General features: G+C 70.4%; 17 protein-coding genes. 14 read left to right on the forward strand and 3 right to left on the reverse strand.

The features are described 5' to 3' along the window. The first annotated feature begins 11 nt into the window (after nucleotides 1-11). From WH85_RS10050 to WH85_RS10085, 8 genes are all read left to right on the forward strand, one after another. Entirely contained in the window at nucleotides 12-944 is a 933-nt protein-coding gene (locus WH85_RS10050) for a bifunctional riboflavin kinase/FAD synthetase (RefSeq protein ID WP_045741480.1), read from the forward strand. A gap of 114 nt (nucleotides 945-1,058) precedes the next feature. Continuing rightward, on the forward strand, nucleotides 1,059-1,328 hold the full coding sequence (rpsO, locus tag WH85_RS10055; protein WP_045741481.1) for a 30S ribosomal protein S15: 270 nt from the start codon (nucleotides 1,059-1,061) through the stop codon (nucleotides 1,326-1,328). 240 nt (nucleotides 1,329-1,568) lie between these two features. After that, nucleotides 1,569-3,905: a polyribonucleotide nucleotidyltransferase gene (locus WH85_RS10060; RefSeq protein ID WP_045741482.1), complete on the forward strand. Its 2,337-nt coding sequence runs from the start codon at nucleotides 1,569-1,571 to the stop codon at nucleotides 3,903-3,905. Between the two features lie 33 nt (nucleotides 3,906-3,938). Next, complete coding sequence (locus WH85_RS10065) at nucleotides 3,939-5,243, forward strand: M16 family metallopeptidase (RefSeq protein ID WP_045741554.1); 1,305 nt, start codon at nucleotides 3,939-3,941, stop codon at nucleotides 5,241-5,243. 93 nt (nucleotides 5,244-5,336) lie between these two features. Further along, nucleotides 5,337-6,245 (forward strand): phosphatase PAP2 family protein, encoded by a 909-nt coding sequence (locus tag WH85_RS10070; protein ID WP_052720286.1) that lies wholly within the window; start codon nucleotides 5,337-5,339, stop codon nucleotides 6,243-6,245. Further along, on the forward strand, nucleotides 6,229-6,987 hold the full coding sequence (gene dapB / locus WH85_RS10075; RefSeq protein ID WP_045741484.1) for a 4-hydroxy-tetrahydrodipicolinate reductase: 759 nt from the start codon (nucleotides 6,229-6,231) through the stop codon (nucleotides 6,985-6,987). Before WH85_RS10070 ends, dapB begins: the two co-directional genes overlap by 17 nt. 38 nt (nucleotides 6,988-7,025) lie before the next feature. Further along, the gene (locus WH85_RS10080; RefSeq protein WP_045741485.1) at nucleotides 7,026-7,460 is read left to right on the forward strand and encodes a hypothetical protein; all 435 of its coding nucleotides are present in this window, start codon (nucleotides 7,026-7,028) and stop codon (nucleotides 7,458-7,460) included. Continuing rightward, entirely contained in the window at nucleotides 7,460-8,299 is an 840-nt protein-coding gene (locus WH85_RS10085; RefSeq protein ID WP_045741486.1) for an MFS transporter permease, read from the forward strand. Before WH85_RS10080 ends, WH85_RS10085 begins: the two co-directional genes overlap by 1 nt. 189 nt (nucleotides 8,300-8,488) lie before the next feature. On the opposite strand, the gene WH85_RS10090 is transcribed toward WH85_RS10085, so the two are convergent. Both WH85_RS10090 and WH85_RS10095 read right to left on the reverse strand, forming a co-directional pair. After that, nucleotides 8,489-8,899 (reverse strand): thiol-disulfide oxidoreductase DCC family protein, encoded by a 411-nt coding sequence (locus tag WH85_RS10090; RefSeq protein ID WP_045741487.1) that lies wholly within the window; start codon nucleotides 8,897-8,899, stop codon nucleotides 8,489-8,491. Nucleotides 8,900-8,903: 4 nt separating this feature from the next. Beyond that, nucleotides 8,904-9,467 (reverse strand): GNAT family N-acetyltransferase, encoded by a 564-nt coding sequence (locus WH85_RS10095; RefSeq protein ID WP_045741488.1) that lies wholly within the window; start codon nucleotides 9,465-9,467, stop codon nucleotides 8,904-8,906. Between the two features lie 42 nt (nucleotides 9,468-9,509). On the opposite strand from WH85_RS10095, the gene WH85_RS10100 reads away from it, so the two are divergent. The 5 genes from WH85_RS10100 to WH85_RS10120 all read left to right on the forward strand — a co-directional run bounded on the left by WH85_RS10100 (nucleotide 9,510) and on the right by WH85_RS10120 (nucleotide 15,563). Continuing rightward, complete coding sequence (locus tag WH85_RS10100; RefSeq protein ID WP_045741489.1) at nucleotides 9,510-10,739, forward strand: winged helix-turn-helix domain-containing protein; 1,230 nt, start codon at nucleotides 9,510-9,512, stop codon at nucleotides 10,737-10,739. 5 nt (nucleotides 10,740-10,744) lie between these two features. Continuing rightward, entirely contained in the window at nucleotides 10,745-11,299 is a 555-nt protein-coding gene (locus WH85_RS10105; RefSeq protein ID WP_052720287.1) for a DUF2752 domain-containing protein, read from the forward strand. 26 nt (nucleotides 11,300-11,325) lie between these two features. Next, complete coding sequence (dapA, locus tag WH85_RS10110) at nucleotides 11,326-12,219, forward strand: 4-hydroxy-tetrahydrodipicolinate synthase (protein ID WP_045741490.1); 894 nt, start codon at nucleotides 11,326-11,328, stop codon at nucleotides 12,217-12,219. A gap of 14 nt (nucleotides 12,220-12,233) precedes the next feature. Further along, nucleotides 12,234-13,922, forward strand: a complete 1,689-nt coding sequence (locus WH85_RS10115) for a ribonuclease J (RefSeq protein ID WP_045741491.1) — start codon at nucleotides 12,234-12,236, stop codon at nucleotides 13,920-13,922. An 87-nt stretch (nucleotides 13,923-14,009) separates the two neighbouring features. Continuing rightward, entirely contained in the window at nucleotides 14,010-15,563 is a 1,554-nt protein-coding gene (locus WH85_RS10120; RefSeq protein WP_045741492.1) for a S1 family peptidase, read from the forward strand. A 121-nt stretch (nucleotides 15,564-15,684) separates the two neighbouring features. Here WH85_RS10120 and WH85_RS10125 read toward each other — a convergent pair whose 3' ends face one another. Beyond that, nucleotides 15,685-16,122, reverse strand: coding sequence for a type III secretion system chaperone family protein (locus tag WH85_RS10125; protein WP_342669778.1), 438 nt, complete (start codon nucleotides 16,120-16,122; stop codon nucleotides 15,685-15,687). A gap of 86 nt (nucleotides 16,123-16,208) precedes the next feature. Between WH85_RS10125 and WH85_RS10130 the strand changes: the two genes are divergently transcribed. Continuing rightward, complete coding sequence (locus WH85_RS10130; protein ID WP_045741494.1) at nucleotides 16,209-18,734, forward strand: FtsK/SpoIIIE family DNA translocase; 2,526 nt, start codon at nucleotides 16,209-16,211, stop codon at nucleotides 18,732-18,734. Nucleotides 18,735-18,766: the final 32 nt, after the last annotated feature.

Here is an 18,766-nt window from a genome sequence, read left to right on the forward strand (position 1 = left end):
GGAGCGTTCGGATGCAGCGATGGCGGGGGTACGAGTCCGTCCCCTCCGGGTGGGGCCGGTCGGTGGTGACGATCGGCGTCTTCGACGGCGTGCACCGCGGACACCAGATGATCATCGGGCACGCGGTGAAGCGCGCCCGCGATCTCGGCCTGCAGTCGGTGGTGATGACCTTCGACCCGCACCCGGCCGAGGTGGTCCGGCCCGGTTCGCACCCGGCCGTGCTCACCGAGCCGCTGCGCAAGGCGGACCTGCTCGAGGGCCTGGGCGTCGACGCGCTCTGCGTGGTGCCGTTCACGCCGGCGTTCTCCCAGCTGGCACCGGACGAGTTCGTGCACGGTGTGCTGGTCGAGGCGCTGCACAGTGCGGTCGTGGTGGTCGGCGACAACTTCCGGTTCGGGCACCGGGCGGCCGGCGACGTGACGATGCTCGAGTCGCTGGGGCACACGTTCGGCTTCACCGTGGAGGACGCGCCGCTGGTCGAGGAGGAGGGCCTGGTGTTCTCCTCGACCTACATCCGCAGCTGTGTGGACGCCGGTGACGTGCGGGCCGCCGCGGCGGTGCTGGGCCGGCCGCACCGGCTCTCCGGCGTGGTGATCCGCGGTGATCAGCGGGGTCGCGAGCTGGGCTTCCCGACCGCGAACCTGATGATCCAGCAGTATGCGGCGGTGCCGGCCGACGGTGTGTACGCGGCCTGGCTGACCCTGGACGCCAAACCGGACGAGCGCCTGCGGGCCAGTGTGTCGATCGGCACCAATCCGACCTTCAACGGGCGGGAGCGGCGGGTCGAGGCGCACGTCCTGGACTTCTCCGGCGACCTCTACGGCGAGCAGATCAGCATCGATTTCGTCGGGCACCTGCGGGAGCAGCGGACATACGACGCCATCGAACCGTTGGTGGCCCAGATCCGGGCGGACGTCGAAGAGACCCGGGTGATGCTGCGGTAACCCCCTGGTAGGGTTGGTTCGTCGTCGGATTATCCGACACCGGTCCCGCACACCTGCCCGACGCCGCGGGTCGCGGGTCAACCGTGAAATCGGCAACACAGAAGTTCGGAGAACATGGCGCTCGATCAAGAGACCAAGAACAAGATCATGGGCGAGTATGCGACCAAGGACGGCGACACCGGTTCGCCCGAGGTTCAGGTCGCGATGCTCACCAAGCGGATCGCCGACCTGACCGAGCACCTCAAGGTGCACAAGCACGACCACCACAGCCGTCGTGGTCTGCTGCTCCTGGTCGGCCAGCGCCGCCGCCTGCTGAACTACGTTCAGAAGAAGGACATCGCCCGTTACCGGACGCTCATCGAGCGCCTCGGCCTGCGTCGATAGTCTGCTTGTCAGGGAGCGACCCCCGGTCGCTCCCTGAAACACTTCCTTCGGGGTAATCCCCTCGACGGAACCCGTTCCGAAACGGAACACTGCCACCCACGGACCCGCGCGGATCACCAAACCGTCAGCACCGGTCCTCGGTAGTGGTTCCCAGGCAGCTCTCCTGGGCACTTCGATCGAAGACCGGCTCTCCTGAACCGCGCTGTTGACCGCCGGGTCCTCGACGAAGGAGTACCAAACTTGACAGAGCAGAACAACGCTCTCGGAACCGACTTCCGCACCGCCGTGATCGACAACGGGTCGTTCGGCACCCGGGAGATCGTGTTCTCCACCGGCCGCCTCGCACAGCAGGCCGCCGGTTCGGTGATCGTCCAGCTGGGCGACACCACCGTCCTCTCCGCGACCACCGCCAGCAAGCAGCCGAAGGACCACTTCGACTTCTTCCCGCTGACCGTGGACGTCGAGGAGCGGATGTATGCCGCGGGCCGCATCCCCGGCTCGTTCTTCCGTCGTGAGGGCCGGCCCAGCGAGGACGCCATCCTCACCTGCCGCCTCATCGACCGCCCGCTGCGCCCGTCCTTCACCAAGGGCCTGCGCAACGAGGTCCAGGTCGTCGAGACGATCCTGGCGCTCGACCCCTCCCACCCGTACGACGTGGTGGCGATGAACGCGGCGTCGATGTCCACCAAGCTCTCCGGTCTGCCGTTCAGCGGTCCGGTCGGTTCGACCCGGGTCGCGCACGTCGACGGCCAGTGGATCGCGTTCCCGACCATCGAGGAGCTCGAGCGCGCCACGTTCGACATGGTCGTGGCCGGTCGCGTCACCGCCGAGGGCGACGTCGCGATCATGATGGTCGAGGCCGAGGCCACCCCGCAGGCGGTCAAGCTGATCGCCGCCGGTGCCACCGCTCCGACCGAGGAGGTCGTCGCGAGCGGCCTGGAGGCCTCCAAGCCGGCCATCCGCGAGCTGTGCCGTGCGCAGAGCGAGCTGGCCGAGATCGCCGCGAAGCCGGTCGCCGAGTTCCCGGTCTTCCTGGACTACCAGGACGACGTCTACACCGCTGTCTCCGAGGCCGTCCGCCAGGAGACCGCCGAGGCGCTGAAGATCGCCGGCAAGCAGGAGCGTGAGGAAGCCCTCGACCTGGTCAAGGCGAAGGCGCACACCCTGCTCGACGAGCGTTTCGAGGGCCGGGAGAAGGAGATCAGCGCGGCGTTCCGCTCGGTCACCAAGTCCGAGGTCCGCCAGCGGGTGCTGCGCGAGCAGATCCGCATCGACGGCCGTGGCCCGCGTGACATCCGTCCGCTGACCGCGCAGATCGGCGTGCTCCCCCGGGTGCACGGCTCGGCGCTGTTCGAGCGTGGCGAGACCCAGATCCTGGGCGTCACCACGCTGAACATGCTGCGCATGGAGCAGGCGCTGGACACTCTCGCCCCCGAGAAGACCAAGCGCTACATGCACAACTACAACTTCCCGCCGTACTCGACCGGTGAGACCGGCCGGGTCGGCTCGCCGAAGCGCCGCGAGATCGGTCACGGCGCGCTGGCCGAGCGGGCCCTGGTGCCCGTGCTGCCGTCGCGCGAGGAGTTCCCGTACGCGATCCGTCAGGTCTCCGAGGCCCTCGGTTCCAACGGCTCCACCTCGATGGGTTCGGTCTGCGCCTCGACGCTGGCCCTGCTCTCCGCCGGTGTGCCGCTGAAGGCGCCGGTCGCCGGCATCGCGATGGGTCTGATCTCCGACGAGGTCGACGGCAAGACGCAGTACGTCGCGCTGACCGACATCCTCGGCGCTGAGGACGCGTTCGGCGACATGGACTTCAAGGTCGCCGGCACCAGCGAGTTCGTCACCGCCCTGCAGCTGGACACCAAGCTCGACGGCATTCCGTCGGACGTGCTGGCCGGCGCTCTGCAGCAGGCACACGAGGCCCGCGCCACGATCCTCGGTGTGATGACCGCGGCGATCGAGGCTCCGGCCGCGATGAGCGAGCACGCCCCGCGGGTCACCACGGTGAAGATCCCGGTCGACAAGATCGGCATGGTGATCGGGCCGAAGGGCCAGACCATCAACGCGATTCAGGACGAGACCGGCGCCGACATCTCCATCGAGGACGACGGCACGATCTACGTCGGTGCGACCAACGGCCCGGCCGCCGAGGCCGCGGTCGAGCGGATCAACGCGATCGCGAACCCGACGCTGCCGAAGATGGGCGACAAGTTCCTCGGCACCGTGGTGAAGACCGCCGCGTTCGGCGCCTTCATCTCGCTGCTGCCCGGCCGTGACGGCCTGCTGCACATCTCCAAGGTGGGCGACGGCAAGCGGGTCGACAAGGTCGAGGACTTCCTCAACGTCGGCGACAAGGTCGAGGTCCAGATCGCGGACATCGACGCGCGCGGCAAGATCTACCTCGACAAGGTCCGCCCGGAGGGCGAGGAGGCTCCGGCCGCCCCGGCCGCCGACGGTGCCCCGTCGGAGAACCGTCCGCCCCGCGAGGAGCGTGCTCCCCGCGGTGACGGTGGTGGCGAGCCCCGTCGTCGCCGGTCGCGTCCGGCCGGTGAGCGTGGCGGAGAGCGCCGCGACTAAGTGACAGACACCAGCAACCACGGGCCGGCCACTGTGCCGGCCCGTGTTGTCCCCACGGCGACCACCCCGCAGGAAGCGGTCAACAAGACGGTCCTGCCCAGTGGCCTGCGCATCATCACGGAGGCGATCCCGACCACCCGCAGCGCCGCGCTGGGGATCTGGATCGGCATCGGCTCCCGGGACGAGACGCCCGAACTTCACGGCGCCTCCCACTTCCTCGAGCACCTGCTCTTCAAGGGCACCCACAAGCGGACCGCTCTGCAGATCTCCGCGGAGATCGAGGCGGTGGGCGGGGAGACGAACGCCTTCACCACGAAGGAGTACACCTGCTACTACGCGCGGGTGCTCGACGCCGACCTGCCGCTCGCGGTGGACGTGCTCTGTGACGCGGTGGCCGACTCGCTGCTCGAGCCGGCCGACGTGGAGACCGAGCGGGGCGTCATCCTCGAAGAGATCGCCATGCACGAGGACGAGCCCGGGGACGAGGTCCACGACGTCTTCGCCCAGGCGATCCTCGGCGATCACCCGCTGGGCCGGCTGATCTCCGGCACCCCGGAGTCGATCACGCCGATGACCCGGGACGCGATCGACCGGTTCTACCGCGAGCGGTACACCGCTCCGGAGATCGTGATCGCCGCGGCCGGCAACCTGGACCACGACACCGTGGTCCGGCTGGTCGAGAAGGCGGTGGCCGGGACGGCGCTGGACACCGGTCCGGCCCAGCCGGCCGTCACCCGTGCGGCGGGTCCGGTGGTGCCGGTCCTCGCGCCGCAGACCGTCTACGTCGAACGCGACACCGAACAGGCGCACATCGTGCTCGGCGGCGTCGGCATGGGTCGTCACGACCAGCGCCGGTTCGCCCTCGGTGTGCTCAACAACGTGCTCGGCGGAGGCATGTCCAGCCGGTTGTTCCAGGAGATCCGGGAGCAGCGCGGTCTGGCCTACTCGGTCTACTCGTACGCCGCCCAGTACGCCGATGCCGGCCTGGTCGGCGTCTACGCGGGCTGCGCCCCGGCGAAGGCCCCCGAGGTGCTCGACCTGATCCGGGCCGAGCTGGCGCGGGTGGCCGCCGACGGGATCACCGCCGAGGAACTGGTCCGCGGCAAGGGCATGGCCAAGGGTTCGTACGTGCTGGGCCTGGAGGACACCGGCTCCCGGATGAGCCGGCTGGCCAAGTCCGAGCTGCTGCACGGCGACCTGATGTCCGTCGACGAGCTGCTGACAAGGGTCGATGCGGTGACGCTCGACGAGGTGCGGGCGGTCGCCGCGGAGCTGTTCGCCGGCGAGTTCTCGCTCGCCGTCGTCGGACCGTTCGACGAGACCGGCTTGCCCTCCTAGCTACCCTTGGACCCCGTGACGACGCTGGAGACCCCGCCCGAGACCCCCGCGACGCCGCTGACGCCGGACCGGCGCAAGCGGCGCATCATCGGGATGACGATCTGGGCGGTGGTCTTCGCCGTCGGTGTCTGGTTCGTCGGTGTCCCGACGAGCGACCCGCTGATCGCGTTCGGCTGGCTGTGGCTGGCCACCATCGCGTGGCGCAACTACGAGCCGTGGAAGACGCATCTGCGCTTCCTGCGCGACTGGCTGCCGGTGGCGCTGCTCCTGGTGGCCTACAACGTCTCGCGGGCGTACGCGGACGACTTCTTCGCCCCGCACGTCACCGAGCTGATCAAGGCCGACGAGTGGATGTTCGGCTGGTTCACCGGCGGTCAGGTGCCCACCACGTGGCTGCAGGAGCACCTCTACCAGGAGGGCGTCACCCCGTGGTGGCTGGCGCCGATCACCCTCGTCTACGCCTCGCACTTCCTGGCCGTGCCGACCATCGCGGTGATCCTCTGGGTGCGGAACCGGGCGACCTGGCTGCGGTTCATGCGCCGCTGGATCACCCTGTGCGTGTTCGGCCTGATCACCTACTTCCTCTACCCGGCGGCCCCGCCGTGGTGGGCGCACAAGTTCGGGTACCTCCCCGAGGCGGTGGCCCGGATCTCCACGAACGGCTGGGACGTGCTGGGCCTGCACGGCGCCGGCAACACCCTGAACGCGTTGCAGGTGCAGCAGTCGAACCCGGTGGCCGCGATGCCGTCGTTGCACACCGCCTGGGCGATGCTGGCGGTCGCGTTCTTCCTGCCGATGGTCCGTCGGCGCTGGTGGCCGCTGCTGTTCGCGTACCCGTTGGCGATGACCTTCACCCTGGTCTATACGGGCGAGCACTACGTGATCGACGTGCTGGTCGGCTGGGCGTACGTCGGCGTGGTCTTCCTGGTGGTGGGGCTCGCCGAGCGGTGGTCGGCCGGGCGGCGCGATGGGTTAAATTCACCGGGTGACGAACGTGGCTGAACCCATCCGTGTCGGTGTTCTCGGTGCTCGGGGCCGGATGGGCCTCGAGGTGTGCAAAGCGGTCGACGCCGCGGCCGACATGGAACTCGTCGCGATGGTCAACCAGGGTGACCGGCTGGAGACCGCCGCCGACGCGGGCGCGCAGGTCCTGGTCGAGTTCACCAATCCCGACGCGGTGATGGACAACCTGCACTGGGCGATCGAGCGCGGCATCCACGTGGTCGTCGGCACCTCCGGATTCACCGAGGACCGCATCGGGCAGGTCCGCGCGATGCTCGCCGGCAAGCCCGGCGTCGGTGTGCTGATCGCGCCGAACTTCGGGATCGGCGCGGTGCTGATGATGCAGTTCGCCGCCCGCGCCGCGAAGTACTTCGACTCGGTCGAGATCATCGAGCAGCACCACCCGCGCAAGCTCGACGCGCCCAGCGGCACCGCCCTGCACACCGCGCGCCTGATCGCCGAGGCGCGGGCCGAGGCCGGCAGCGCGCCGATGCCGGATGCGACCAAGGAGGAGCAGCTCGGCGCCCGCGGCACCGACGTCGACGGCGTCCGGGTGCATTCGATCCGGGCCGCCGGCCTGGTCGCCCACCAGGAGGTGCTGTTCGGCACGCCGGGGGAGACGCTGACCATCCGGCACGACTCGCTGGACCGGCAGTCGTTCATGCCGGGGGTGCTGCTGTCGGTGCGCGGGGTGCTGACCCGCCCGGGCCTGACGCTGGGCCTGGATCCGCTGCTCGGCTGAGTCCGCACCGTTGCCTGCGGCCGCTATGTTGACCAGCGATGACTGAGCTGACGACCGCCGGCCGCCGGGTGCGGGTCCTGGCGACCCTGGCCGTTTTCGGCCTGTTGCTGGCCGGGACGTTCTGGGGGCAGGACGACGACTTCCCGTTCGGCCCCTTCCGGATGTATTCGACGGCCCCCGACCCGAACGGCGCCGCCAAGGACACCCGGGTCGAGGGCGTCGACGAGACCGGCGCGGTGGTTGCGATCACCGAGGCGAACAGCGGGATCCGGCGGGCCGAGATCGAGGGCCAGCAGGCCGCTTACCAGGAGGATCCGTCCCGGATGAGCCGGATCGCCGAGGCCTACGCCCAGCACACGCCGGGCGCGCCCGCACTGCGGGAGGTGCGGATCGTGGTCCGCTGGCACGAGATCAAGGACGCCCGCCCGACCGGGAGGTCGACCGACGAGGTCATCGCGGACTGGGTGCGCTGATGCTCAGAAGATGGTTGTTCGAGCCGGTCCCGAAAGGCCGGATCGCCGCCTTCCGCACCGTGGTCTACCTGTTCGTCGCCGCCGACCTGGTGATCTTCACGCCGTGGGTGCGGTCGCACGCGAACACCCCCGGTGATCTCTACGAGCCGTTGTTGATCGGCCGTCTGCTGCACCTGCCGACGCCGGGTCCGCTGCTGGTGCACGGCATCTTCTGGACCCTGCTGGCGCTCTCGCTGGCGGCGGCGAGCGGACGGGCGCCGCGTCTGCTGGGCTGGCCGGTCTTCCTGCTCTACGCCGAGTGGATGATCATCGCGATGAGCTACGGCAAGGTCGATCACGACCGGGTCGGCCTGCTCCTCGCCCTCGCGGTGCTGCCCACGGTGGGCCGGGCCCGGCACGGCGACCGGGAACCCACCGAGGCCGGTGGCTGGGCGCTGCGGGTCACCCAGATCGCGGTGATCTGCACCTATTTCCTGGCCGCCCTGGCCAAGCTCCGCTTCGGCGGCCTGGACTGGCTGACCAGCGGCGTGCTCGCCCAGGCGATCATCCGGCGCGGCACCGGCCTGGCCGACCTGATCGCCGCGGTCCCCGGTCTGCTCATCCTGTCGCAGTTCGGGATCATGGCGTTCGAGCTGCTCAGCCCGCTGGTCTTCGTGATCCCGCAACGCTGGCGCACGGCGGTGGTGGCGTTCTTCTACTCGTTCCACGTGATGGTCTTCGCGACGATCACCATCTCGTTCGCGCCGCATCTGGCCGCGATGGCCGCTTTCCTGCCGCTGGAGAAACTCCGCCTGCGGCGTCGTCCCACCCCGTCGGTCGAGCCCGCTGCCACCGGTTGACGCTCCTTCTCCGGTACGCGGTGAAGCACGCCGAAGTGGCCCGCGGCGGGACGGCCGGACCGTCTCCCGGCAATCCGGCCCGGCGGCCGCGTCCTCGGCCCTGACCCGGCAGCCGATCGCGGGGGAGCCACGGGACTCCCGCCTTGCTCGTACCATGAGAAGAAGCGGGGGAGGACCGCCGGGAGATCGTCAGGCGGGGTTCTCGGCCGGCGGCTGCGGACGCCGGTTCTGCGGGATCGCGCAGGCGGCCGTGCCACCCGGCATGAGGTGCCGGTGATCGGCGACCCACTGGTATGCGGGCCAGGCCAGGGCCCGCACCGGACCCACGCCGAGCGCCGAGCCCGCCAGCGACCAGGCCCGGCCCGCGTCGCGCAGCAGCAGGGCGATGGCGTCCGGCCCGGCCGCGGTGGTCCGGTCCGTGGCGACCCACTGCACGGCGGCCTCGCACTCCTCGACGGTCAGCCCGAGCTCGTCCAGGTCGGCGAACTGCCAGGGGATCACCGTCGCGGTGGTGGGGATGCGCTGCTCGATGAACTGCGCGCACGTGGTGCAGAAGGAGCAGTCGCCGTCATAGACGAAGGTCGGCACGTTGTCGGTCACGATCTCATTCTCCGCCGACCGCTACGTGCAGGCGAAGCTGGGGGACGAGAAGATCGTCGACGTCCAGGGCGCGGCCCGCGCCGTCGGGTTCCCAGCCGGTCGAGCCGAGGAATTTCCGCATCGCGTCGTCGGCCTCGTAGACCCAGGCCACCGCTGATCGGAATCCGTCATCACGCCAGTGGTCGACGGCGGCCGCGAGCAGCCGGCTGCCGTGTCCGCGGCGTCCCCAGCGCGGCTCGATCAACAGATCGGTGATCGCCACGACGTCGTCCGGGAGCGGCTTCTCCTCGGGCGCCAGCGCCTGCTCGTCGGCGGGCCCGGCGGCCACGAAACCGACCACCGTGGACACCGACTCACCCTGCTCGACGGCGGTCAGCACCCGGTGCCGGGCGGAGGGGGCGGCGGTGATCGCCTCGGTCCAGCCACGGGCCAGGTAGTCCTCGTCCAGGCCGGCCAGCACGTGCGGCGGGAACATCCGCCGGTAGGCCGTGCGCCAGGTGGCGAGCTGGATGCGGGCGATCTCCGATGCGTCCTCGGGACGCGCGGGGCGGACGAAGCCGAGTGCCATGGCGGCAACTTTGTCACACCCCTGGTCTACTCTGCTGACTCGATGGCACTCCCCGACTCCCTGTCCCTGGCCCAGGCTCGCCGGATCACCCTGGCGGCGCAGGGTTTCGCCGACGCCAAGCCGGGCGGCGCGACCGATCTGCGCCACCTTCGCCGGGTGTTGCGCCGACTCCATCTGATCCAGATGGACTCGGTCAACGTGTTGCAGCGTGCCCACTTCATGCCGCTCTACAGTCGCCTCGGCCCCTACCCGGCCGGTCTGCTCGAGCGTGCCGCCTATCGCAGGCCCCGGGAGTTGTTCGAGTTCTGGGGGCACGAGGCCTCGCTGATCCGCGCTGACCTGCAGCCGTTGTTCCGCTGGCGGATGGCCCGGGCGCACGAGCTGGCCTGGGGCGGCATGCGCCGGATCGCCCGGGACCGTCCGGAGCTGGTCGACTGGGTGCTCGCCGAGGTGCGGGAGCGGGGTCCGGTCACCGCCGCCGAGATCGAGAGCGACGTGCCGCGCAGCAAGGACCACTGGGGGTGGAACTGGTCGGAGGTCAAGCAGGCGCTGGAGTGGCTGTTCTATTCCGGCCAGGTGACCGCCGCCGAGCGGACCACCTCGTTCGCCAGGCGTTACGACCTGCCCGAGCGGGTGCTTCCGGCGGCGGTGCTGGCGGTGCCCGATCCGGAGCCGGCCGACGCGTTCCGGTCGCTGGTCGAGCTCTCCGCCCGGGCGCTGGGGGTGGCCGCCGAGCCGGAGCTGCGTGACTACTTCCGGCTGCCGCTGCGCGAGTGCCGGGTGGCGATCGCCGAACTGGTCGAGGCCGGCGTGCTGCGCCCGGTGTCCGTCCCCGGGTGGAGATCCGCCTATCTGCACGCCGAGGCCCGGCTGCCGCGCCGGGTCGACGTGGCCACCCTGGTCAGCCCGTTCGATCCGCTGATCTGGGAGCGGGCCCGCACCGAGCGGCTGTTCGGCATGACCTACCGGATCGAGATCTACGTGCCGGCGCCGCAGCGCACGCACGGCTACTACGTTCTGCCGTTCCTGCTCGGTGACCGGTTCGCCGCCCGGGTCGACCTCAAGGCGGACCGGCAGGCCGGGGTGCTGCGGGTGCCGGCGGCCTGGCTCGAGCCGGGGGCGGCGCCGGAGGAGACGGCCGAGGCGCTGGCCGCCGAGCTGGTCCGGCTGGCCGGCTGGCTGGGCCTGGGCAGCGTGGCGGCACCGGACCGGGGTGACTTCGCGGGCCCCCTCATGAGCGCTCTGCAGGCGCGCGCCGCCGGTGTACCGTGACGGCCATGAGCGTGCAGAGTTCGTGGGGTCATCTGCCGCCCTGGCTCGCCGACCAGCCGGTCCAGGGCCCGCCGGTGCCGCCGGAGTGGTTCGTTGCGCCGCACATGCCGGAGCCGGACCGTCTGACCCGCCTGGTCGACCGGTTGACGCGGCGGTCGCCGATCTGGCTGGCGCCGCTGGCGATCCTGGCCTGCGCGGGCGCCGCGGCGGGTTACACGCTGGCCAGTGATCCGGCGTCGGCGCAAGCCGGTGCCGCGCCGACGTGCCTGCTCAAATACCTGACCGGTTTCGTCTGCCCGGGGTGCGGCGGCACGCGGGCCGCGTGGTTCCTGATGCACGGCGATCTGCCGGATGCCGCCCGGCATCACGTGATGTTCGTGTTCGCGGTGCCGTTCCTCGTCTACATGTATGTGGCCTGGGCCGGGCAGCGGGTCTTCCGGTGGCGGCTGCCGCAGTTGACGATCAGTCCAGCGGTCATGATCACATTCATGGCGGTCTGGGGTGTGTGGAGCATCCTGCGCAACCTCCCCTGGGCCCCGTTCACCGCTTTCTACGTGTGAGCGGAGCGTCCGATAGGTTGTCAGGTATGACGCACGACCCGCGGCCCTTCGGACGGCTGCTGACCGCCATGGTGACCCCGTTCACCCGGGAGGGCTCCCTGGACATCGAGGGAGCGGCCCGGCTTGCCGCCTACCTCGTCGACGAGCAGCACAACGATGCGCTCGTGGTCAGCGGGACCACCGGTGAGTCCCCCACCACCTCCGATGCGGAGAAGGAGACTCTGCTGAGGGCCGTGGTCGAGGCCGTCGGCGACCGTGCCCGGGTGCTCGCCGGGGTGGGCACCAACAACACCGCGCACACCATCGAGCTGGCCCACACCGCGGAGAAATCCGGGGCGCACGGCCTGCTGGTCGTCACGCCCTACTACAACAAGCCCCCGCAGGCCGGCGTCGAGCGGCACTTCCGCTCCGTGGCCGACGCGGTCGGGCTGCCGATCATGCTCTACGACATCCCGCACCGGGCCGGCACGGCGATCGCCACCGAGACGATGGTCCGGCTGGCCGAGCACGACCGGATCGTCGCGGTCAAGGACGCCAAGGGCGACCTGATCGCCAGCTCCTGGGTCACCTCGCGGACCCCGCTGGCCTACTACTCCGGCGACGACGCCGCCACGCTGCCGCTGCTCTCCATCGGCGGAGCGGGCCTGGTCGGCACCTCGACGCACTTCACCGGCGCCCTCGCCAAGAAGATGATCGAGGAGTTCGAGGCCGGCGACGTCGCCTCCGCGCTGGATCTGCACCGGCAGGCATTGCCGTTGTTCACCGGCATCTTCCGCTCTCCGGGGACCATCCTGGTGAAGGCCGGACTCAACGCCCTCGGGCTGCCGGCCGGTCCGGTCCGGTCGCCCCTGGTCGACGGGACCGACGAGGAACTGATCCAACTGCGCCAGGACGCCGCCGCGGCCGGCATTCAGCTCTGACAGGAATGAGGCGAATGAGTCACGCTCACGTGGAGCTGGGTCCGCCACCCCCGTTGCCGGAGGGCGCCCTGCGCGTCATCCCGCTCGGTGGGCTCGGCGCCATCGGCCGCAACATGACCGTTCTGGAGTTCGACGGCAAGCTGCTCGTCATCGACTGCGGGGTTCTCTTCCCCGACGTCGAGCAGCCGGGCGTCGACCTGATCCTGCCCGACTTCGCACCGATTCTGGACCGTCTCGACGACGTCCAGGCCATCGTGCTGACCCACGGGCACGAGGACCACATCGGTGCGGTGCCCTACCTGCTCGCCCACAAACCGGACATCCCGCTGGTCGGTTCGGAGTTCACGCTCGCCCTGGTCGAGGCCAAACTCGCCGAGCGCCGTCTGGACCCGTACACCCTGACCGTGCGGGAGGGCGGCACCGAGCGTCTCGGCCCGTTCGAGTGCGAGTTCTTCGCGGTGAACCACTCGATCCCGGACGCGCTGGCGGTGGCCGTGCGCACGCCGGCCGGTCTGCTGCTGCACACCGGCGACTTCAAGATGGACCAGGTGCCGCTGGACGGGCGGATCACCGACCTGGCCGGGTTCGCCCGGCTCGGTGCCGAGGGCGTCGACCTGCTGCTCTCCGATTCGACGAACGCCGAGGTGCCCGGGTTCGTGGCGCCCGAGCGCGACATCGGCCCGGTGCTCAGCTCGATCTTCGGCAAGGCGAGCGGCCGGATCATCGTGGCCAGCTTCGCCTCCCACGTGCACCGCGTCCAGCAGGTGATGGACGCCGCCTGGGAGTACGAACGCAAGGTCGCCCTGATCGGCCGGTCCATGGTCCGCAACATGGGCATCGCCCGTGACCTGGGTCTGCTGCGCATCCCGGACGGCCTGCTGGTCGGCCTGGACGAGGCCACCCACCTGCCGCCGGACGAGATCGTCTTCATGTCGACCGGTTCGCAGGGCGAGCCGATGAGCGCCCTGGGGCGGATGTCCACCGGCGACCACCGGCACATCACCATCGCGCCGGGTGACACCGTCGTGCTGGCCAGTTCCCTGGTTCCGGGCAACGAGACCTCCGTCTACCGGGTGATCAACCAGCTCTCCCGGGCCGGTGCCACGGTGATCCACAAGGAGACGGCCAAGGTGCACGTCTCCGGGCACGCGCCCGCCGGTGAGCTGCGCTACCTGCTCAACGTGACCCGGCCCAGCAACCTGATGCCGGTGCACGGCGAGTGGCGTCACCTGCGCGCCCACGCCCAGCTCGGCATCGAGACCGGTGTCGCGCCGGATCGGGTCGTGCTCTGCGAGGACGGCGACGTGGTCGACCTGGTCGAGGGGCATGCCCGGGTGGTCGGCAAGGTCCGCAGCCGCTACGTCTACGTGGACGGCCTCGCGGTCGGCGACGTCAGCGAGTCGCTGCTGACCGAGCGGCGCATCCTCGGCGACGGCGGGTTCATCGCGGCCACCGTGGTGATCGACTCGGTGACCGGCAAGGTGGTCGGCGAGCCGAGCATCTCGGCGAAGGGCTTCTCCGAGGACCCGGACGCGTTCAATCCGGTCATCCCTCTGCTCACCGCGGCGCTGCACCGCTCGGCCGAGGACGGGATCACCGACACCCACCAGTTGCAGCAGGTCGTCCGGCGGACGGTCGGCCGGTGGGTGAACGACGCGTACCGTCGGCGGCCCATGATCGTGCCAACCGTCGTGGAAGTCTGACGTCTTTTCAACCATTCTCGGTTTCGCTGCGTACTCCTTGGCACGGTGCCGCCCCCACGGCACCCGTGGCGGAGGGAGTTCTCCAAGATGCAGCGCAGACCGATCGTCGTGACGGCGGTGGCAGTGGCGGCGACCGCGGCGGCGGTGGCCTTCACTCTGCCGTCGCTCGCGGGAACCGAGGCGACGTCCGAGGCTCCGGCCGCGAGCAAGTCGGACGGGGGCCTGTCCCCGGACCTGCTCGCCGCTATGAAGCGCGACCTGGGTTGGGACAGTGAACAGGCGGCGGCGCGCCTCGCCCGTGCGGAGTGGGCGGGCGGTGTCTCGGCCACGCTGGCCGCGCAGACCGGCGCCGACTTCGGTGGTGCCTGGCTCGCCGAAGACGGCAACACGCTGAAGGTCGCGGTCACCGACTCGTCGGTCAGCGACGTCGTCAAGAAGGCCGGCGCGGTGCCGGTGCTGGTCAAGCGCAGCGAGGCCTGGCTGGACGGCGTGAAGAGCACCCTCGACGAGGTCAAGAAGGCCTCCGAGGACGTGACCGGCTGGTATGTGGACGTCGCCACCAACAAGGTGGTCGTGGTCGCCACGAGCAAGTCCGCCGGTCAGGCGTTCGCCGAGGCCGCCGACGTGCCGGCCGGCTCGGTGACGGTGAAGGTCAACAAGGCGCAGCCGAAGCCGCTCGTCGACATCCGGGGCGCCGACCCGTACTTCATCAACCTCGACGGCGGTCAGGCTCGCTGTTCCATCGGCTTCTCCGTGGAGGGCGGTTTCGTCACCGCCGGCCACTGCGGGGCCGAGGGTACCGAGACCACCGACCCGGACGGGGTGGAGCAGGGCACCGTCGAGTTCTCGGTCTTCCCGGGCGACGCCGACATGGGCTTCGTCGCGACGAACGACAACTTCACGCCGCGCGCGGTCGTCAACGACTTCAACAACAACGAACTCCCGGTCGCCGGCAACACCGAGGCCCCGGTGGGCGCGGCGGTCTGCCGTTCCGGTTCCACCACCGGCACGTTCTGCGGCACGATCCTCGCCAAGAACCAGACCGTCCGGTACCCGGAGGGCGCGGTCACCGGCCTGACCCGGACCGACGTGTGCGCCGAGGGCGGCGACTCCGGCGGCCCGTGGCTCTCCGGCGACCAGGCGCAGGGTGTCACCTCGGGTGGCTCCGGCGACTGCACGGTCGGCGGCGAGACCTTCTTCCAGCCGGTCAACGAGATCCTCGCGGCGCAGAACCTGACCCTGGTCACCACCGAGGGCGACGCCGAGGAGACCGCTCCGCCGGCGGAAGAGGGCGCGGAGGGTGCGGAGGGTGGCGACGAGGCTGCCGCCGCCTGTGACTCCTTCCCGATCCAGGGCGAGGCCGCGATCAAGAAGGCCGGTCAGGCCGTGGCACAGCCGAACGGCGGCTCGTTCCGGGCCCGTGCCGGCACCCACACCGCCTGCCTGCAGGTCCCGGACGGCGCCGACTTCGACCTGGCGCTGCAGAAGGCCAACAACCGCGGCACCTTCCGGACGGTCGCCGAGGCCACCGGTGACCAGGTCAAGGAGCTGAGCTTCACCGGTCGCGCCGGCACCTACCGGTACGTCATCGTCTCCAACTCCGGCACCGGCACCTACTCGCTGGGCTTCAACGTCGCCTGAGCTCCCACCCAACCGTGACCGGGTGTGGAAGCCACCCGGTCACGGTCGGCGCCGGGTGGCGGACGACCTCAGCCCGGCCGGGGAGACCGCGGCCCGGCACGGAACCGGGGTCCTCACAGCATCACTGCTGCGGGGGCCCCGGTTCGGCGTTTCCGGACTTGAGCTCGCCGAGCGCCTCACCCAGGCGGCAGCCGGTCGCGACGCCGCACAGGATCACCTGATCCAGCTGTTCGGCGGTGACGCCCTGCTCCCAGTCGGTGGTGACCTCTCCCACCACGACCGCGGCGCCGTCGTCGGTCACGTGCACGTACGCCTTCGGCCACAGCTGGTCCCGGTTCCACGTGTTGCAGAACTCGTAGAGCCGCGGGATGTCGTCGACCGAGAAGACGTGCTGCATCATGGCCCGGACCTGCAGGATCTCCCGGCGTTCACCGAGCCGGAAGAAGTAGATCAGGTTGCCCTGGAAGTTGCCGGCGATGTCGCCGTCGGCATCGACGAAGTACGAGAAACCGCGCGTGTCCAGCGCGGCCTTGATCATGTCGTTGCTGAGAGGGTGCACCTGGTGATGGTAATTGCCCGGAAAGCGAGAAGCTGTCACGGTGCGCCTTCTCGGCGGATCGATCCCGCGGCGCTACGGTGACATCCATGGCGGGCCGTACTCCTCCGGCGAGCCGGGGTCGCGCCGCGTCGTCAACGCCGCGCGGCGCCGCGACTCCGCGTGCCCGAAAGACCCCGGCGAAAGCCGCCCCGGCCAAGAAGGCCGTCGCCCGCAAGGCCGCGCCCCGGCGTGCACCGGCCCGCCGGACCTCGGCCGGCGCGACGATCGGCGGTGGCATCAACTCGCTGTGGACCGGCATGGCCTCGGGCGTCGGCTGGGTGGCCCGCGGCGCCGGCCGGCAGGCCGCCAGCGCCCGGGACATCGCCCCCGAACACCGCCGGGACGGCGCCGGCCTGCTCATGCTCGGCTTCGCCATCCTGATCGCGGTCGCCGTCTGGGCGAACAGCGCCGGGCCGTTGGGCGCCTGGATGGCCGACACCGTGCGGCTCTTCCTCGGCAGCCTGGCCGTGCCGCTGCCGCTGCTGCTCTTCTACGGCGCGGTCCGGCTGATGCGCCAGCCCGCCGATCCCGACCACCACGGCCGCACCCTGGTCGGCTGGTCCACGATCATCATCTCGACGGCCTCCCTGCTGCACGTCTCCGGCCAGCCGACCGGCGAACTGGAGATGGACGAGGCGGGCGGCCTGCTCGGATTCGGCGTCGGCGGCGTGCTGGAACGCGCGGTGACCGCCTGGGTGGCCGTACCCCTGCTGCTCCTGCTCTTCGTCTTCGGCCTGCTGGTGATCACCGCGACGCCGATCGCGAAGATCCCGGAGCGGATCGTGCTGCTCTTCGACATGGTGCTCGGGCGGTCCGCGCCGCGGAACCCGGCGCCGATCGTGATCGACGAGGACGAGGAGTACTACCCGGACGAGCTCGTCGAGGAGATCGAGGAGGAGCCCAAACCGCGGCGCCCGGCACGACGGCGTCAGGGCACGATGGCCGAGCCGGCCCCGGCCGTCGCGCCGATGGACGACTTCGACGAGGAGATCATCCTCCACGACACGGTCGCGCTGCCGAAGATGCCGGTCAGCCGCAAGAAGCCGCCGGAACACTCGCCGCCGCCGATGCAGGCCGAGCAGCTGGACATCTCCGCGGTCAAGGGCGACTACCACCTGCCCCCGCCGAACCTGCTCGCCGCCGGCGCCCCGGCGAAAGCGCGCAGCCGCGCCAACGACGAGATCATGGCGGCGCTCTCCGGGGTGTTCGACCAGTTCAACGTCGACGCGCAGGTCACCGGCTTCACCCGCGGACCGACGGTCACCCGCTACGAGGTGGAGATCGGCCCGGGCACCAAGGTCGAGCGGATCACCCAGCTGTCGCGCAACATCGCGTACGCGGTGAAGTCCCCCGACGTGCGGATCCTCAGCCCGATCCCGGGCAAGAGCGCGGTCGGCGTGGAGATCCCGAACACCGACCCGGAGAACGTGTCGCTCGGCGACGTGCTGCGTTCCGACGTGGCCCGCCGCGACCAGCATCCGATGCTGGTCGCCCTCGGCAAGGACATCGAGGGCGGGTTCGTGGTGGCGAACCTGGCGAAGATGCCGCACATCCTGATCGCCGGCGCGACCGGCGCGGGCAAGTCGAGCTGTCTCAACACGCTGCTGGTGTCGCTGCTGACCCGGGCCACCCCGGACGAGGTCCGCCTGCTGCTGGTCGACCCGAAGCGGGTGGAGATGACGGCGTACGAGGGGATCCCGCACCTCGTCACGCCGATCGTCACGAACCCGAAGAAGGCCGCCGACGCCCTCGAGTGGGTGGTCAGCGAGATGGACATGCGGTACGACGACCTCGCCGCCAACGGGGTCCGGCACATCGACGACTTCAACCGTAAGGTCCGCAGCGGCGAGATCACCGCGCCGCCGGGCAGTGAGCGGGAGATGAAGCCGTACCCCTATCTGCTGGTGATCGTCGACGAGCTGGCCGACCTGATGATGGTGGCCCCGCGCGACGTGGAGGACTCGGTCGTCCGGATCACCCAGCTGGCCCGGGCCGCCGGCATCCACCTGGTGCTGGCCACCCAGCGGCCGTCGGTCGACGTGGTCACCGGCCTGATCAAGGCGAACGTGCCGTCGCGGCTGGCGTTCGCCACCTCGTCGCTCGCCGACTCCCGGGTCATCCTGGACCAGCCGGGCGCGGAGAAGCTGCTGGGCCGCGGTGACGGACTGTTCCTGCCGATGGGCGCCTCGAAGCCGACACGCATCCAGGGCGCCTGGGTCGACGAGTCGGAGATCGCCGCGGTCGTCGGGTTCTGCCGGGAGCAGCGCGAGCCGGAGTTCCGGGAGGGCGTCACCGACGCGCCGCCGAGCAAGAAGAAGCAGATCGACGAGGAGATCGGCGAGGATCTGCAGCTGCTGCTCCAGGCGATCGACCTGGTGGTGTCGAGTCAGTTCGGTTCGACGTCGATGTTGCAGCGCAAGCTGCGGGTCGGGTTCGCCAAGGCGGGCCGGCTGATGGACCTGATGGAGTCGCGGGGCATCGTGGGGCCGTCCGAGGGGTCCAAGGCCCGCGACGTGCTGATCAAGCCGGACGAGCTGGAGGAGACGCTCGCCGGGCTGCGCGTCGACGGCTGATCCGAGGTCGTCCCGCGACGCGAACGGCTTGC

Source organism: Actinoplanes rectilineatus (assembly GCF_000962825.1).
Classification (GTDB): Bacteria; Actinomycetota; Actinomycetes; order Mycobacteriales; family Micromonosporaceae; genus Actinoplanes; species Actinoplanes rectilineatus.

Excerpts from the sequence above, each read along its gene's own strand:
- WH85_RS10050 (WP_045741480.1), top strand. The coding sequence starts at position 12 with ATGCAGCGATGGCGGGGGTACGAGTCCGTCCCCTCCGGGTGGGGCCGG.
- rpsO (WP_045741481.1), top strand. The coding sequence starts at position 1,059 with ATGGCGCTCGATCAAGAGACCAAGAACAAGATCATGGGCGAGTATGCG.
- WH85_RS10070 (WP_052720286.1), top strand. The coding sequence starts at position 5,337 with ATGACGATCTGGGCGGTGGTCTTCGCCGTCGGTGTCTGGTTCGTCGGT.
- WH85_RS10080 (WP_045741485.1), top strand. The coding sequence starts at position 7,026 with ATGACTGAGCTGACGACCGCCGGCCGCCGGGTGCGGGTCCTGGCGACC.
- WH85_RS10085 (WP_045741486.1), top strand. The coding sequence starts at position 7,460 with ATGCTCAGAAGATGGTTGTTCGAGCCGGTCCCGAAAGGCCGGATCGCC.
- WH85_RS10095 (WP_045741488.1), bottom strand. The coding sequence starts at position 9,467 with ATGGCACTCGGCTTCGTCCGCCCCGCGCGTCCCGAGGACGCATCGGAG.
- WH85_RS10100 (WP_045741489.1), top strand. The coding sequence starts at position 9,510 with ATGGCACTCCCCGACTCCCTGTCCCTGGCCCAGGCTCGCCGGATCACC.
- WH85_RS10105 (WP_052720287.1), top strand. The coding sequence starts at position 10,745 with ATGAGCGTGCAGAGTTCGTGGGGTCATCTGCCGCCCTGGCTCGCCGAC.
- dapA (WP_045741490.1), top strand. The coding sequence starts at position 11,326 with ATGACGCACGACCCGCGGCCCTTCGGACGGCTGCTGACCGCCATGGTG.
- WH85_RS10115 (WP_045741491.1), top strand. The coding sequence starts at position 12,234 with ATGAGTCACGCTCACGTGGAGCTGGGTCCGCCACCCCCGTTGCCGGAG.
- WH85_RS10120 (WP_045741492.1), top strand. The coding sequence starts at position 14,010 with ATGCAGCGCAGACCGATCGTCGTGACGGCGGTGGCAGTGGCGGCGACC.
- WH85_RS10130 (WP_045741494.1), top strand. The coding sequence starts at position 16,209 with ATGGCGGGCCGTACTCCTCCGGCGAGCCGGGGTCGCGCCGCGTCGTCA.